The organism is Nocardia halotolerans, assembly GCF_042650145.1.
GTDB lineage: Bacteria > Actinomycetota > Actinomycetes > Mycobacteriales > Mycobacteriaceae > Nocardia > Nocardia halotolerans.
The window spans coordinates 104,401-119,179 of record NZ_JBHSDL010000025.1 but is presented as its reverse complement, the minus strand read 5'-3'; the positions used below and the strand labels follow the sequence as shown (position 1 = coordinate 119,179).

General features: G+C 68.5%; 12 protein-coding genes and 1 pseudogene. 8 read left to right on the top strand and 5 right to left on the bottom strand.

Going from position 1 to position 14,779, the window contains the following annotated elements:
• Positions 1 to 40: 40 nt before the first annotated feature.
• Positions 41 to 745, bottom strand: a complete 705-nt coding sequence (locus ACFO5K_RS19015; protein WP_378564495.1) for an SDR family NAD(P)-dependent oxidoreductase — start codon at positions 743 to 745, stop codon at positions 41 to 43.
• A gap of 303 nt (positions 746 to 1,048) precedes the next feature.
• Here ACFO5K_RS19015 and ACFO5K_RS19010 point away from each other — a divergent pair, with 303 nt between their 5' ends.
• From ACFO5K_RS19010 to larC, 6 genes are all read left to right on the top strand, one after another.
• Positions 1,049 to 2,539, top strand: coding sequence for an aldehyde dehydrogenase family protein (locus ACFO5K_RS19010; protein ID WP_378564492.1), 1,491 nt, complete (start codon positions 1,049 to 1,051; stop codon positions 2,537 to 2,539).
• Complete coding sequence (locus ACFO5K_RS19005; protein ID WP_378564489.1) at positions 2,536 to 3,741, top strand: CaiB/BaiF CoA transferase family protein; 1,206 nt, start codon at positions 2,536 to 2,538, stop codon at positions 3,739 to 3,741. The genes ACFO5K_RS19010 and ACFO5K_RS19005 overlap by 4 nt, the downstream gene beginning before the upstream one ends.
• Positions 3,742 to 3,758: 17 nt before the next feature.
• A complete protein-coding gene (locus tag ACFO5K_RS19000) occupies positions 3,759 to 4,937 on the top strand; it encodes a Zn-ribbon domain-containing OB-fold protein (protein WP_378564486.1) in 1,179 nt (392 codons plus the stop codon).
• Positions 4,934 to 6,094, top strand: coding sequence for a thiolase C-terminal domain-containing protein (locus ACFO5K_RS18995; protein ID WP_378564483.1), 1,161 nt, complete (start codon positions 4,934 to 4,936; stop codon positions 6,092 to 6,094). Before ACFO5K_RS19000 ends, ACFO5K_RS18995 begins: the two co-directional genes overlap by 4 nt.
• Positions 6,095 to 6,156: 62 nt before the next feature.
• On the top strand, positions 6,157 to 6,666 hold the full coding sequence (locus tag ACFO5K_RS18990) for a gluconokinase (RefSeq protein WP_378564480.1): 510 nt from the start codon (positions 6,157 to 6,159) through the stop codon (positions 6,664 to 6,666).
• 2 nt (positions 6,667 to 6,668) lie between these two features.
• A complete protein-coding gene (gene larC / locus ACFO5K_RS18985; protein WP_378566171.1) occupies positions 6,669 to 7,892 on the top strand; it encodes a nickel pincer cofactor biosynthesis protein LarC in 1,224 nt (407 codons plus the stop codon).
• On the opposite strand, the gene larB is transcribed toward larC, so the two are convergent.
• The 3 genes from larB to ACFO5K_RS18970 all read right to left on the bottom strand — a co-directional run bounded on the left by larB (position 7,885) and on the right by ACFO5K_RS18970 (position 10,764).
• On the bottom strand, positions 7,885 to 8,559 hold the full coding sequence (gene larB, locus ACFO5K_RS18980) for a nickel pincer cofactor biosynthesis protein LarB (RefSeq protein WP_378564477.1): 675 nt from the start codon (positions 8,557 to 8,559) through the stop codon (positions 7,885 to 7,887). The genes larC and larB overlap by 8 nt on opposite strands.
• Positions 8,556 to 9,410, bottom strand: coding sequence for an ATP-dependent sacrificial sulfur transferase LarE (larE, locus tag ACFO5K_RS18975; RefSeq protein WP_378564474.1), 855 nt, complete (start codon positions 9,408 to 9,410; stop codon positions 8,556 to 8,558). The genes larB and larE overlap by 4 nt, the downstream gene beginning before the upstream one ends.
• A 76-nt stretch (positions 9,411 to 9,486) precedes the next feature.
• A complete protein-coding gene (locus ACFO5K_RS18970; protein ID WP_378564471.1) occupies positions 9,487 to 10,764 on the bottom strand; it encodes an MFS transporter in 1,278 nt (425 codons plus the stop codon).
• 152 nt (positions 10,765 to 10,916) lie between these two features.
• On the opposite strand from ACFO5K_RS18970, the pseudogene ACFO5K_RS18965 reads away from it, so the two are divergent.
• Positions 10,917 to 11,840, top strand: a pseudogene (locus ACFO5K_RS18965) (LacI family DNA-binding transcriptional regulator); the annotation flags it as partial.
• A 35-nt stretch (positions 11,841 to 11,875) separates the two neighbouring features.
• Here ACFO5K_RS18965 and ACFO5K_RS18960 read toward each other — a convergent pair.
• Positions 11,876 to 13,165 carry a lactate racemase domain-containing protein gene (locus tag ACFO5K_RS18960; protein WP_378564468.1) on the bottom strand — a complete coding sequence of 430 codons (1,290 nt, stop codon included), beginning with the start codon at positions 13,163 to 13,165 and terminating at the stop codon, positions 11,876 to 11,878.
• Positions 13,166 to 13,286: 121 nt separating this feature from the next.
• Between ACFO5K_RS18960 and uxaC the strand changes: the two genes are divergently transcribed.
• Positions 13,287 to 14,711: a glucuronate isomerase gene (uxaC, locus tag ACFO5K_RS18955; protein ID WP_378564465.1), complete on the top strand. Its 1,425-nt coding sequence runs from the start codon at positions 13,287 to 13,289 to the stop codon at positions 14,709 to 14,711.
• The last annotated feature ends 68 nt before the right edge of the window (positions 14,712 to 14,779 follow it).

Below are 14,779 nucleotides of genomic sequence, written 5' to 3'. Positions count from 1 at the left end.
CTTTCTGTTCTGTGTTGCTGTGCTCGTCCGCGGTGCGGAACTAGGTGTTGCGCCCACCGTTGACCCCGATGACCTGGCCGGTGATGTAGCCCGCCTCCTCGGAAATGAGGAATGCGCACATGGCGGCGATGTCCTCGGGGCGGCCGACTCGACGCACCGGGGTGCGCTGGATGTGTTCCTCGACCGTGCCGCCGAGGCGCCGCTTGGTCTCCGCGGTGCGCAGCATGGGGGTGTCGATGAACCCCGGCGGCACCGCGTTGACGGTGACCCCGTTCGGGCCCAGTTCCAGGGCAAGGGCTTTGGTCAAGCCGTTGACCGCGGATTTGGCCGCGACATAGTGCGCCATGAACGGCTGACCGGAGTGCGCGCTGGAGGAGGAGATATTGACAATGCGGCCCCATCCGGCGTCGAGCATCCCGGGTAGTACCGCCTGGACGCAGTGATAGATGCCGTGCAGGTTGACGTCGATGACCTTGCGCCACTCGTCGAAGTCGATATTGATGAATCGCTTGAAGCCGTCGAGTCCGGCGGCGTTCACCAGAATGGTTGCCGGGCCCATCTTCTCGCGAATATCGGCCAGGGCCGTCGCGATCTGGAGCGGGTCGGTGACATCGGCGGCGTAGGTGTCCTCGGCGTCGCCGGGACGCAGATCGAGGGCGGCGACGCGGTATCCGTCGGCGCGCAGCCGGTCCACCACGGCTTTGCCGATACCGGATCCGCCACCGGTCACTACAGCGGTCTTCACGTCCACGTCTCCTCGGTGCTGGGTGGTGTGGTGCGTTGGATCAACCGGGCTGGGGTCGACCACTCGCGACTCACTCACAAGAATCTCCCTTCCTGCTTGAGAGAACCGTACTCTCGGTGTGGTGCTACGGCAAGGGCTTCTCAGCTGCCGCAGGCGGGAGCGTGGTTTCCCGGCGGAAACGCGGTGTCGACTTGGGGTGATTGCGGGGGTCGTCCCGGGTGAATTCCTGATACAGTTCGCCTTGAACGGGTATATGATTCTCGTTGGGGGAGAATCATATTTTCATCTCGACGAGGAGACACGATGCAATCTCAGGGCCAAGCGTCGACGGATGCGGACGCCGGTACCAGCCCGGCGGACCGGAAGCTGCTGATCGACGGGCAGCTGGTCGCCACGGAAGCAAGCTTCCCTTCGGTGAATCCGGCGACCACCGCCGTCATCGGTCACGCACCCGACGCGACCGTGGCCGACGCGAACGCCGCCGTCGCCGCCGCCCGCCGCGCCTTCGACTCCAGCGACTGGTCGACGAATGTGGAGCTGCGCGTGCGCTGCCTCGAGCAACTGCACCGGGCACTCGACGAGCACCGGGAAGAACTGCGCGAGCTCACCATCGCCGAGGTGGGCGCCACCAGAATGCTCACCCACGGCAATCAGCTCGATATCCCGATCGGCATCGTGGCCTACTACGCCGACCTGCTGAAGAACTACTCGCTCACCGAGGAACTGCCGGAGATCGAATCCCGTGGCCAGCGGCACCGCCGCTGGATCGACAAGGAACCCGCCGGTGTCGTCGCCGCCATCGTCGCCTACAACTACCCGCATCAGCTCGCGCTGGCCAAGATCGCGCCTGCCCTGGCCGCGGGCTGCACCGTCGTACTCAAGGGTGCGCCGGACACGCCGCTGGTCACCCAGGCGCTCGGCGAGTTGATCGCCGAGCACACCGATATTCCCGCCGGCGTGGTGAATGTGCTGTCCTCGACGCAGGTGGCCGTCGGCGAGGTGCTGAGCACCCATCCCGACGTCGACGTCATCACCTTCACCGGTTCCACCGTGGTCGGGCGCCGCATCATGGCCGCCGCCAGCGACAGCCTCAAGCGGGTGTTCCTCGAGCTCGGCGGCAAATCCGCGATGATTCTGCTCGACGACACCGACTTCGCCACCGGGGCCATGTTCGCCGCCTTCAGCATCTGCACCCATGCCGGGCAGGGCTGCGCCCTGACCTCGCGGCTGCTGGTGCCGCGCGCACACCATGACGAGATCGTGGAGCAGGTGGCGGCCAATATGGCGCGCGTGAGCTTCGGCGACCCCGGCGACCCCAAAACCTATATGGGACCGCTCATCAGCGAACGCCAGCGCGAGAAGGTCGACGGTATGGTGCAGCGCGCGGTCGCGGCCGGGGCGACACTGGTCACCGGCGGCGAGAAGGTCGATCCCGGCTTCTTCTACCGGCCCACCCTGCTCGCGAACGTCGCACCCGACAGCGAGATCGCCCAGGAAGAAGTATTCGGTCCCGTCCTCGCCGTGATCCCCTTCGATGACGACGACGACGCGGTGCGCATCGCGAACAACTCGATCTACGGACTGTCGGGCGGCGTGTTCAGCGCCACCGAGGAGCGTGCGCTCGCCGTGGCCCGACGCATCCGCACCGGGACCATGAGCATCAACGGCGGCAACTACTTCGCCGCGGACGCGCCGTTCGGCGGGTACAAACAATCCGGCATCGGACGTGAATCCGGAGTGGCCGGTCTCGAGGAGTTCCTCGAGCACAAGACCTACGCCGCGGTGATCTCGTGAGGCCGCTGGAGGGAATCCGGGTACTCGAGGTCGCCATGTACGGTTTCGTGCCCTCGGCGGGCGCGGTGCTCGGCGACTGGGGTGCGGATGTGGTCAAGGTGGAGCACGCCGTCACCGGTGATCCGCAGCGCGGGCTTCGCCAGACCGGCACCTTCAAGGTCGAGGGCGATCCGAATCCGAATGTGGAGCACGCGAATCGGGGCAAACGCAGCATCGGGCTCGACATGTCCACCCCCGAGGGCCGGGAAGTGCTCTACGACCTCGTCCGGCGAGCCGATGTCTTCCTGACCAGCTTCCTGCCTTCGGCGCGCACGAAATTCGGCATCGACGTCGACGATATCCGCGCGATCAACCCCGCGATCGTCTATGCCCGTGGCAGCGCGCTCGGCCCCCGCGGCCAGGAAGCAGGCAAGGGCGGCTACGACATGACCGCGTTCTGGGCGCGTGCCGGGATCGCCGCCACCCTCACCCCGGCCGGGGTGGAGGGCATGGTCAGCCCGCCGGGGCCGGCCTTCGGCGACACGATCTCGGGTACCAATCTGGCCGGCGGCATCGCGGCGGCGCTGCTCAAACGTGAACGCACGGGCGAACCTTCGGTCGTCGACGTCTCCCTGCTGGGCAGCGGACTGTGGTCGATGGGACACACCGTGGCGCTGTCGCTGCACCTGGACAAGCCGATGCTCGCGGGCCCGGCCGGCGCCCACGGCTCGCCGAGCAACCCGCTGTCGGGGCTGTACGCCACCGCCGACAGCCGCTACCTGGCCTTCGTCATGTTGCAGCCGGGGAAGTTCTGGGCCGATGTGTGCCGCCACATCGACCGGCCGGAGCTGGCCGATGATCCCCGCTTCGCCACCGGCGAACTGATCGCCGCAAATACCGCCGCGGCCGTGGAGATCCTGCAACAGACGCTGGCCACCCGGACCCTGGCCGAGTGGACCCGGCGTTTCGCCACCCTCGCCGGCCCGTGGGCGCCGGTGCAGGACTCGCGTCAGGCGGGCGACGACCCACAGATCCGGGCCAACGAGTACGTGGTGCGCGCGGGGGAACTGGAATTGGTCGCCAACCCGGTGCAATTCGATGTCGCCGCACCGCAGTTGCAAGCGGCGCCCGAGTTCGCCGCGCAAACCGAGGAGATCCTGCTCGAGCTCGGACTGGACTGGGACCGCATCATCGCGCTCAAGTCCGCGGGCGCGATCACCTAGCTCGAAAGGAGCGCCAGATGCCCTATATCGCCACGATCGGCACCTACCTGCCCTGTTGGGGCAGCGCCGAACGCCGGGTGATCGGCAGTGACGAGGACGCCATCACCCTCGCCGTCGAAGCCGGTCGCGCGGCACTGAGCACCGGCGTCTCCGTGGAGTACGTGACCCTGGTCAGCCGGGACCTACCCTTGCTCGAGGGCGGCAATGCCGCGGTGCTGCTGGCCGGGCTCGGGCTCGACCCCGAAGTCGAAGTGGTCGAGCGGCTCGGCGGTGCCCCCGCGGCGCTGGACGCGCTGAGTTCGGCGCGGCCGCGGGCATTGATCATCGGCGTTGATCTCGAGCCGGCCGGGGCGGCCGCCGTCGTCACCGGGGTGAGCGGGCTGCAGGTGCGCACCGCGGCCCGGGTGACGCGCAGTTTGCCCGTACGCACCCGCAGCGCTACCGGCGAAGTGCACGACTACGGCGATCCCCGGCTGCTGCGTGACCGCGGCGTGCTCGCCTCGCTGGCGGCAGCCTGGGTGGACAACCCGGTCGCGGTCGCCGGCGTCGACGACGAGCGGGTGGCCGAGCTCTGTGCGGGCACCCCGCCGCGCTTGCCTACACTCGGCGCCAGTTCGGCCCTGTTCGCGCTCGGCGCACTCGCGGAAACGGGGCGCACCGGGCGGATCATCGGGATGGAACAGGCGAGCCTGTCCGGGATCACCGTGGCCGAGGGCAGCGCAACCGTCGTGCGGTGTGAACTCCCCGCGCACGCGCCGGTGGCGCACACGCTGCCGACGGGTACCGAGATCCCGATCTCGCTGGCGGCCTACGAGCGCGCCTTCGAAGCCAAAGTGCGCTGGGAGGCCGGGCGATTCCCCGATTCGCCGGAACTGGATTTCCCGCCGCGTTACCGCGTGGCCGAGGACGGAACACTGAGCACGGCCTACGAACTCGTGCCGCTGCCACGCACCGGCACCGTCTACACCGAGACCACCGTGCACCTCCCGGTGCCCGGGCTCGAGACACCGTACTCACTGGTCATCGTGCAACTCGACGACGTCGGAGTACGGGCGCTCGCACGAGTGACCGGCGCCGATCCCGGCGCGGCACGTATCGGCGTCCGCGGCCGGATGGCGCTGCGCCGGATCGCTGTTCGTTCCGGGGTGCCGGACTACGGCTACGCATTCGAACCGGAAATGGAGGACGCGGTATGAGAAGGGTTGCCATCGTCGGGGCCGGGATGACCCCGTTCGCCGAACACTTCGCGCTCGGCATCAAGGATCTGCTGCCCATGGCGTACGCCGATTGCGCGCGCAGCGTCGACAAGGGTTTGCCGAAAGCGGACCTGCAAGCCGCGTGGTTCGGCGAGCTCGGCACCACCGACGGATTCCCCTCCGGCATTCTCGCCGACGCGCTCGGGCTGACCGATGTGCCGGTGACGCGCGTCGAGAACGCCTGTGCCGCGGGACACGACGCGATTCGCAACGCGCTGTACGCGATCGCCTCCGGGGCGATCGACGTGGCGCTGGTGGTCGGTGCGGACAAGCTGCGCGAGTCCGCGTCCAAGGGCATGGTGTGGGAATGGGAGGCGATGACCCGGGACATGGCCTGGGACTATCCGCTCGGACTCGTCGCGCCCGCGGGCTTCGCCCTGCACGTCGCCCGATATCTGCACGAATCTCCGGCCACCCGCGAGCACATGGCCATGGTCGCGGTGAAGAACCACCGGAACGGGGTGGCCAATCCCAAGGCGCGCCTGCGGTTCCCGATCACCCTCGAGCAGGCACTCGACGCGCCGACCGTGGTCACGCCCTTCGGTCTCTACGACTGTGCCCCGCAGAGCGACGGCGCGGCGGCCGTCGTGCTCGCCGCCGAAGAGGTGGTGGACCGCTACACGGATCGGCCGGTCTGGATTCGGGGCATCGGCCTCGGTCTGGATTCGGTGATGCATCAGCACAAACGGGACATGACCACTTTTCCGGCCACCGTCCGCGCCGCCGAACAAGCTTTCGGCATGGCTGGTCTGACACCAGGCGAGGTGGATGTGGCCGAGGTGTACGACTTCTTCACCGGTGTGGAGCTGATCAGCTACGAGGATCTCGGCTTCGCCGAACGGTTCCAGGCGCACAAACTCGTCGAAGCCGAGATGACCAGCATCGGCGGCGCGCTACCGGTGAATCCGAGCGGCGGCCTGAAATCCAAGGGGCACCCACCGGGTGCGACCGGTGTCGCGCAGTGCGTGGAGTTGTTCGAGCAGTTGCGCGGCAGTGCCGCGAACCAGGTGGACGGCGCCCGAATAGGGTTGGCGCACGTCGTCGGCGGCCCGACCGCGGTCGCGGCGGTGACACTGCTGGAAGGCCCGGACCGATAGCCCGTCACTCTTCTGACAGTTCTCGGGTCCGCGGTGCGGACGGAGACCGGCAAGGAACGAATATGGCAGTCATCGTTGTGATGGGCGTGTCCGGTTCGGGTAAGACCACCGTCGGCGGCCTGCTGGCCGCGCAGCTCGGATGGGCGTACGCCGAGGCGGATTCCTTTCACCCGCGGACCAATATCGACAAGATGGCCGCGGGCACGCCACTCGACGACACCGATCGAACGCCGTGGCTGCGCGCCATAGCGACCTGGATCGGAGCGCACGCCGCCGGTGGCGGTGTGGTGTCGTCGTCCGCGCTCGCGCACCGCTACCGGGACATCTTGCGGACCGGCGGACCGGTCTGGTTCCTGCACCTGCACGGAACACCCGAGCTCATCGCCACCAGAATGGCTGCGCGTCCAGGCCACTTCATGCCCACATCGCTTCTCGACTCTCAATTCGCGGCACTGGAACCGCTGTCCGGTGCAGAAGCCGGTCTGGTGGCCGAGGTGACCGAATCCGCGGAACGGATCGTCGATGCGGCGGTACGTGCCTACGAGAGTTGGAGCCGGGGGATCGAAGCGTGAGGCTGGCCTGGGTCGATGTTTCGGCCGGCGTGGCGGGAGACATGCTGCTCGGGGCCCTGGTGGATGCCGGGGCGCGACCGCAGGTGCTTCAGGCCGCCGTCGACGCCGTTGTGCCGGGTGCGGTGGAATTGGTGCGCTCCGAGGTCGTCCGCTGCGGAATGCGGGCCTGCAAGATGGAACCCGTCGTCCGCACCGATGATCTGCCGCACCGGCACTGGTCCGAGATCCGGGCCATGGTGGCGGACGCGGCGCTCCCCGAGGCTGTGCGGGCCCATGCGCTGCGGGTGTTCCGCCGTCTGGCGGAGGCGGAGGCAGGCGTTCACGGCATCGAGGTCGATCGGGTGCATTTCCACGAAGTCGGTGCCCTCGATTCGATCGCCGACGTGGTCGGCGCCTGTGCGGCGCTGCACGATCTCGCCATCGACCGGGTGGTGGCCAGTCCCATCGCCCTCGGCTCGGGCACTGTCGCGGGGGCACACGGCACCATCCCCGTTCCCGTGCCGGCGGTGCTGGCCATGACCGGCGGCTGGCAGGTACTCGCGGGCGGTAGCGGCGAGCTGGCGACACCGACGGGGGCCGCGTGGACGACCGCGCTGGCGCAGGAGTGCACGGCGCTGCCGCCGATGCGCCTGGAGTGTGTGGGAGTCGGTGCGGGGACCAAGGACTTCCACGACCGCGCCAACGTGGTCCGGGTCGTGATCGGCGAGAGTGACGATGACCCGTCCACCGCCGCCGACGTGGTCGTCGAAGCCAACGTCGACGACCTGGACCCCCGGGTGTGGCCACATGTCCTGCGCAGAGTCCTCGAAAGCGGGGCCGACGACGCCTGGCTGACCCCGATTCTCATGAAGAAGGGCCGCCCTGCCCACACCGTGCACGCGCTCGCGCCCGCGCGGTACGCGGACGCGGTGTCGTCGGTACTGCTGACCGAGACCAGCACGATCGGCCTGCGCCGGTTCGCGGTGCACAAGACAGCGCTACCACGCACCTGGGTCGAGGTCGAGGTCGAGGGCGCCCGGGTGCGGATCAAGATCGCGCTCGACAACGACCGGATCAGCCAGGCCACCCCGGAATTCGAGGATGTCGCCGCGGTCGCCCGCGCCACCGGGCGCCCACTGCGCGCGGTCCTGAGCGAAGCGGCGGCAGCGGCTGTCGCCGTGGGGTTGGTGGCGGGTGCGCGGCTACCGGATCCGGGACAGGCCGCCGACGGCGGAGGAATCAGGTGAACGGCGCGGCGATCTGTGCGGCGAGATGGCCCGCGCCGTAACCATTGTCGATATTGACCACTGCCACACCGGGCGCGCAGGCATTGAGCATCGACAACAGCGGTGCGAGCCCACCGAAGGCCGCACCGTAACCCACCGAGGTGGGCACGGCGACCACCGGAGCGCTCACCAGCCCGGCGACCACACTGGGTAGCGCACCGTCCATCCCGGCGACGACGACGATGACCCGGGCGCCGCGGAGCAGTTCGAGATGCCCGAGGACACGGTGCAACCCGGCCACCCCGATATCGACGACCATTTCACACCGGCGTCCGAGATAGGTCGCAGTCGTCCAGGCCTCCTGCGCTACCGGTAGATCGGTGGTCCCGGCCGCGACGACCACAACCTTGCCACCGGCCGGCGCGGGCGGATCCGGTGGCCAGACGACTATCCGCGCCACGCTGTCGTGGCGGGCCTCGGGCAGTACCCGCTGGATGGCCGCGGCCTGACCGGGCTCGACGCGGGTGAACAGCGTGACGGCTGCGCGCTCACCGATCTCGCCGGCGATCGACTCCAGCTGTTCGATGGTCTTGCCCTGGCAGAATATCGCCTCGGGGAAGCCGCGCCGGTCGGCTCGATCGTGATCGAGTGCGGTGAACACCGTTGGTACAGACCAGGAGCCGGTCATCGTAGCGACACCAAGGGCAGCGTGAAGGCGCCGGATTGCAGACCGGCCAGATCCAGGGTGGCGAATCGGAATCCCGCCGCGCGTACGGCCGCTTGGATCTGATCGCGTAACGGGGCGGTGGCCGCCCGCGCGATGTCCTCGGGCGCCAACTCGATGCGCGCCACCTCGCCGTGATGGCGCACGCGCAGTTCACGCAATCCCGCACCTCGCAAGGCGTGCTCTGCCTGTTCGATCTGGCTCAGTTTCTCCGGTGTCACTTCCGAGTAGTGCGGTATCCGTGATGCCAGGCACGGGGCGGCGGGTTTGTCCGCGTTGGGCAATCCCAACGCGTGGGCGATGCGGCGGACCATGGCCTTGTCGATGCCCGCCTCGGTCAGCGGCCGCAAGACCGAGAACTCGGTGGCCGCGCGCGTTCCGGGCCGGTCGGGCCGACGGGCATCGTCGGCGTTCTCGCCGTAGGCGATCGCCGCCCACCCCTCGCGCTCCCGCAGTTCCCCCGAAATATGCTGGAACAGGGCATGTTTGCAGTGATAGCAGCGGTCGGGGCCATTGGTGCGGTACTCGGCGCGGTCGCCCTCACGGGTGGTCACCTCCAGCACCCGTACACCGATGGTGGCCGCCACCTCGCGCGCGGCTCGGAGCTCGGACTCGGGCAGGCTGGGGGAGACCCCGATGATCGCGCACACCCGGTCGGCACCCAGCGTGCGGGCGGCAAGGGCGAGCAGGACCGATGAATCCACACCACCGGAGAACGCGACTCCCAATGGTGCGTGCGTACCCACCAGCTCCGCGACCCGTTCGGCCGCTCGTGCGAGGTCGCCGGTCAGCGGCGCCGTGTCGGTGTCTGTCATATTCGTACTCCTGTCGTTCATGTCGGATGGCGATTGCCGGTGCAGTCGCATGACACCCGCGATGTGGGACGGCATATCACCGCACACCTTTGACACCGAACCGGATCACCAAGCCGGCGAGCAGGACCAACGTTGCGGCGATCAGATAGAGCAGGGTGTAGTTGTCGCCGCCGCCGATGGTCAGGACCAGCGGGGCGATCAGCGGCGCGGTCGATCGCGACACCGTGTGCGCGAGCCCCGCGATGGCCATGAACCTGCCCGCTTCCCGCAGATCCGGCAGAATGTCGAGGGTGATTGCCTGATCGACAGCGGCGAAGGCGCCGATCCCGAAATTGCACAGACAGGCCGCCGCCATGAATGTCGCGAGATTCGGCGCGAAGGCGTAAGTCGCCGCACCACAGGCGTAGACGATCGCCGCGACGAGGATGAACACCCGTCGGCGACCGAGGCGGTCGGAGAGATATCCGGCGCCGATGGACCCGAACGTCGCGGCCGCGACTCCGGTCAGGCTGACCCACGCGACAGCGTGCGCGACTTCGGCCACCTCCAGCTCGAGGCGGTGGGCGAGGAAGAAGGTCTGAAAGGTGGTGGCGAGCGCCAATCCGCTGTAGAAGCAGAATTTCCCGAGCCACTCCCAGGAGAAATCCGGATAGTGCCGTGGGTTGTACCGGTACTTCCGCATCATCGTCGGCACGGTCAGCGGTTCATCGAATGTGGCTGCGCGCGTGTCGGCCTCGGCGGCGAACAGGACCAGTGGCAACAACAGCGCCAGCCCGATCAAGCCCGGTACCAGGGTGAGCAACAATCCGTGGTGCGCCAGCAGCCCCGCGACGACCACGCCGAGCACCGGAGCACCCTGCTGGGCGAACCCGGTGAATCCGGCCACGGTGCCACGCTGGTTGCCCGGCAGCTTGTCGGCCTGCAAAGCCGTGATGGAACTCATCGCGGCGCTCCAGCCCAGGACGGTCAGCACCCAACCCAGCGCCAGGACACCGAGATTCGGCGCGAGCCCGACGACGGCCAGCGCCGATGTGCCGACCACCGCACCGGTGACCAAGACCGGCCTGCGGCGCCCGAACCGAGTCCGCACCCGGTCGCTGAGCACGCCGACGACCGGCCCCGAGACCAGCGAGACGACACCGCCGAGACCGGCGAGATAGCCGAGGTATTCGGGATGTCCGGGGGCGAGCGCGTCGACCCGGACGGCCAGCGAGAAGGCCAGCACGGTGATGTAGGCCATGAAGGCTCCACAGCCACCGAGCATGAGCATGGCGATATAGCCCGGTCCGACCTTGGGCCTGTCCGGTGCGGGGGTCGTCGGGGGCGCCGCGACGGGCTCTGTCGTAGGGCGCACGAATCTCCTCTCCGCCCGCGACGACCGCGCGGTTGCTCACCGACCATTCAGCGGACCGGCCGCGGTCGACGGCAAGCGGTTGCCATCACTTGCCCGCCCCCGGTGGCAAACGGTTGCCAAGCCGCAGACGCGTGGCTACTCTCACGGCCACGATGAACGAAGTCTCACGCTCGCCCACCATCTACGACGTCGCAGCGGCGGCGGGTGTGGCGCCCTCGACGGTCTCGCGTGCCTTCTCCCGACCGGGCCGGGTGCGGGCGGAGACCGCGGCGCGTATCCAGGCCGTCGCCGCCGAGCTGGGATACCGCGCCAACCCACTCGCCCGAGCCCTGCAGAACGGCAGGACATCGACGATCGCGCTGGTGGTTTCCGACGTGACCAACCCGGTGTTCTTCGGCATCATTCGTGGCGTGGAGGCCGCGGCCGCGGCCGCGGGGTACGCCATGCTGCTGGCCGACACCCAGGAATCGGAGACGCTGGAGCGAACGCTGCTCGATCGTCTTCTCCAAGGTGTCGACGGGGTGGTTCTGGCCAGTTCGCGGCTGTCGGACCGAACCATCCGCACAGTGGCCACGCAGCGTCCGGTGGTGGTGCTGAATCGGATCGTGTCGGGGACCCGCTGCGTCGTCCCCGACACCGAGTCCGGGGTGCGGGCCGCACTCGGGCATCTGGCGGACTTCGGTCACCGCTCGGTGACGTACCTGGCGGGTCCCGCGGCGTCCTGGGCCGACGGCATCCGGTGGCGTTCGGTGCTCGACACAGCGGGCGAGACCGGGTTGAAGGCCAACCGGCTCGGCCCGTACGTGCCGACGATGGCCGCTGGTGTCGCCGCCGCGGACGAGGTGTTGCGCCAGACACCGACGGCCGTGATCGCCTACAACGATCTGCTCGCCATCGGTCTCATCCGTGGTCTCGGCCAAGCGGGGGTCAGAGTGCCGGAACAGGTGAACGTCATCGGATTCGACAATGTCTTCGGTTCGGATTTCTGCACACCGCCGTTGACCACTGTGGCCGCGCCGTTGCGTGGTATGGGCACCACGGCGTTCCGGGAACTGCACCGCGCGATTCGCGGTGAACCGATGCACGCGCAGGCGATCGTGTCACTGAGCACTCAACTGGTCGTGCGAGGATCGACAGGCCCGCGTAAGCGAAAGAGCACCTCGCCCGCGTCGGGGACGACGAGGGCCGCCGGATCGGCCCGCCAGGCATCGACGTCGATTGCCGCGGGGTCGAGGTAATCCAGTCCGGCGGCGCGCACCCGGTCCTCGGGTATGCCGGTGGCGAGAGTGACTGTGACCCTGGGATGTTCACCGGTGACCTCGTCGAAGGTACCCGCCCCGCGCAGGTGGGTCGAATGTGCGAGGACGCCCCAGTGCAGGTGACGGAAGCGGTCCCACTGCCGGACGAAGTAGTCGCGAGTGTGGTAACCGATGTCCTCGATCTCCGGATGCATCTCGGAGATGGAGGTGATGCCGGGTGCGTAGATGACCACCTGACCGCCGTCGGCGGTGATCGGTTCCACCTTGTAGAAGCCCTTCGCGGCGGTCCACATGTCGTCGTACTTGGCCGGCATGAGCGAGAGCACCCGCCGGACCGGGGCATCGAGGTACCTGATGTGTACCTGGGCCGATACCGCCGCGGCCGCGGCCCACGCCGAGATCGGGTCGCCGAAAGCGGCACTGTGCAGGGCCTCGCTGCCGGATCGCACCACCAGGCACAGGGCGTGGCGCTCGCCGGGGACCAGGGACGCGGCCTCGTGGATGAGCGCCCGCACCGGCGTGATGCCGGTGGTCCCGATGATGTCGCGGCTGGTGAGCAGCGCGCCGAGCCAGTGGGACACGTCGATGACCTCTGGACCGGACAGGCCGGGGAAGAGGTATTTGTTCCCGCCGGAGAAGCCGACCACCTCGTGCGGGAAGACCGGACCGACGATGATCGTGACATCGTGCTCGACGACCGCGCGGTTGACCCGCACGTCGACACCGGTGCGCAACAGTCCATCGGAGAGTTCGGCGATCCGCTCGGCCGGAATATGGCCCGCCGTGTAATACGTTGCCGGGTCCCACCATTCGTGGTTGAGCACGGTCATGTCCGGATACTTCTCGCCCGGCGCGCCGGGCGGGTAGCCCAGCCAGTGCGCCAACCGGTCCGAGTTCATCGCCGCGTGCGTGCCCAGGGCGATGAGGACCGTCATCCGGGTGACGCGGCCGTGCAGCTGCCCGTGCAGGATCGACAGCAACAGCGGCAGCGGACAGCTGCGAGTGGCATCCGGGACGACCAGGCAGACGCTGCGTCCGTCGAGATCGAGCCCGGCCAGTTGCGCGGCGACGAAATCGCCCAGCCGGCGCGCACTCAGCTCATCGTTCGGGCCGCCGATGGTCGCGGCACGCGATTGCGACATGATCGTCTCCCTCCGCAGGTATCACGAACCATGGCGTCGGCGACATCGAGTCGGCAAGGCCCGATGACAACTCGAGGCAACCGATTGCCAATACTCCGGACAACCGCAGACCATGATGGCTATGTCTACCGTTTCCGCGCCGCACCGGGCACCCCACCCCGACCGGTTGTTCCCGGCCGACCCCGGGGTGCGGTCGGTCGCGCAGCGCATTCACCACACAGTGCGCGACGAGCGGATCATCTCACCACACGGTCACGTCGACGCGCGCGTGCTGGCCGACGACGAAGCCTTTTCGGACCCGGCCGCGCTGTTGATCACCCCGGACCACTACGTCACCCGTCTGCTGCACGCCAACGGCATTCCCCTGGACGCACTCGGTGTCGGCCGGGGCGAACTCTCCGAGGCGCAGGCGCGCTCGGTGTGGCGGATCGTCTGCGAGAACTGGGCCGTCTTCCGCGGCACGCCGGTGCGGTACTGGTTCGACGTCGAGCTGGCCGACATCTTCGGCATCACCGAGCAACCCGGCGCGAGCAACGCCGACGCGCTCTACGACCGGATCGCGGACTGCCTGAGCCGCCCCGAGTTCCGGCCGCGGCGGCTGTTCGAACGCTTCGGTATCGATGTGCTGGCCACGACCGACGACCCCTGCGACGACCTGAGCGCCCACGCGCGCCTCGCCGCGGACCCGGCATGGTCGGGCCGGGTGGTGCCGACCTTCCGGCCGGACAGATACCTGGAACCCGCACTGCCGGGATGGCGACAGGCCGTCGATCGGCTGGCGTCGGTGTCGGATGTCGATACCGATGACTTCGACGGGTACCTGAACGCGCTGCAGAAGCGTCGCCGTTATTTCATCGATCACGGTGCCACCGCGACCGATCACAGCCACGCGGACGTCGGCACTCAGCCCCTCGACCCGGCCGAGGCACGACGCATCTATCGTGGCGCCCGAGCCGGATCGGTCACCCTTGCGGAATCGACGGCGTTGCGCCGCCACATGCTGTTCGAGATGGCACGGATGTCCACCGACGACGGGCTGGTGATGATGCTGCATCCGGCCATCCGGCGCGGCCACCACCGCCCGACCGGAGCCGCTTTCGGACCCGACACCGGTCACGACCTACCGCTGCGCGTGGAATTCACCGACGCGCTACGCCCGCTGCTGGAGAACTTCGGTACCCATCACAACCTCAATCTCGTGCTGTTCACCGTCGACGAGACGGCCTACTCCCGCGACATCGCTCCGCTCGCCGGCTTCTACCCCACGGTGTTCGTCGGCGCGCCGTGGTGGTTCCTGGACGCGCCCGAGGCCATCCGCCGCTTCCACGGCGCGGTCACCGAGACTGCGGGGTATCGCAAACTCGCCGGTTTCGTCGACGACACCCGGGGGTTCTGTTCGATCCCGGCGCGCCACGACATGGCTCGCCGCCTCGACGCGGCCGGACTCGCCCAGCTCGTTGCCGAACACCGGCTCACCGAGGACGAAGCCGTGGTCGTCGCCGGCGAACTCGTCCGCGAACAACCGCGACGGGTGTTCAAGCTGTGAAGGCCGCGGTGCGATCGCGCGCTGCCACGTGGCCGACAGCGCGATACAGCACCGAAGTAGATCACGGA

Coding starts and splice junctions, on each gene's coding strand:
- larE (WP_378564474.1), bottom strand. CDS start 9,410: ATGACAGACACCGACACGGCGCCGCTGACCGGCGACCTCGCACGAGCG.
- ACFO5K_RS18990 (WP_378564480.1), top strand. CDS start 6,157: ATGGCAGTCATCGTTGTGATGGGCGTGTCCGGTTCGGGTAAGACCACC.
- ACFO5K_RS19000 (WP_378564486.1), top strand. CDS start 3,759: ATGCCCTATATCGCCACGATCGGCACCTACCTGCCCTGTTGGGGCAGC.
- uxaC (WP_378564465.1), top strand. CDS start 13,287: ATGTCTACCGTTTCCGCGCCGCACCGGGCACCCCACCCCGACCGGTTG.
- ACFO5K_RS18960 (WP_378564468.1), bottom strand. CDS start 13,165: ATGTCGCAATCGCGTGCCGCGACCATCGGCGGCCCGAACGATGAGCTG.
- ACFO5K_RS19010 (WP_378564492.1), top strand. CDS start 1,049: ATGCAATCTCAGGGCCAAGCGTCGACGGATGCGGACGCCGGTACCAGC.
- larB (WP_378564477.1), bottom strand. CDS start 8,559: ATGACCGGCTCCTGGTCTGTACCAACGGTGTTCACCGCACTCGATCAC.
- ACFO5K_RS18995 (WP_378564483.1), top strand. CDS start 4,934: ATGAGAAGGGTTGCCATCGTCGGGGCCGGGATGACCCCGTTCGCCGAA.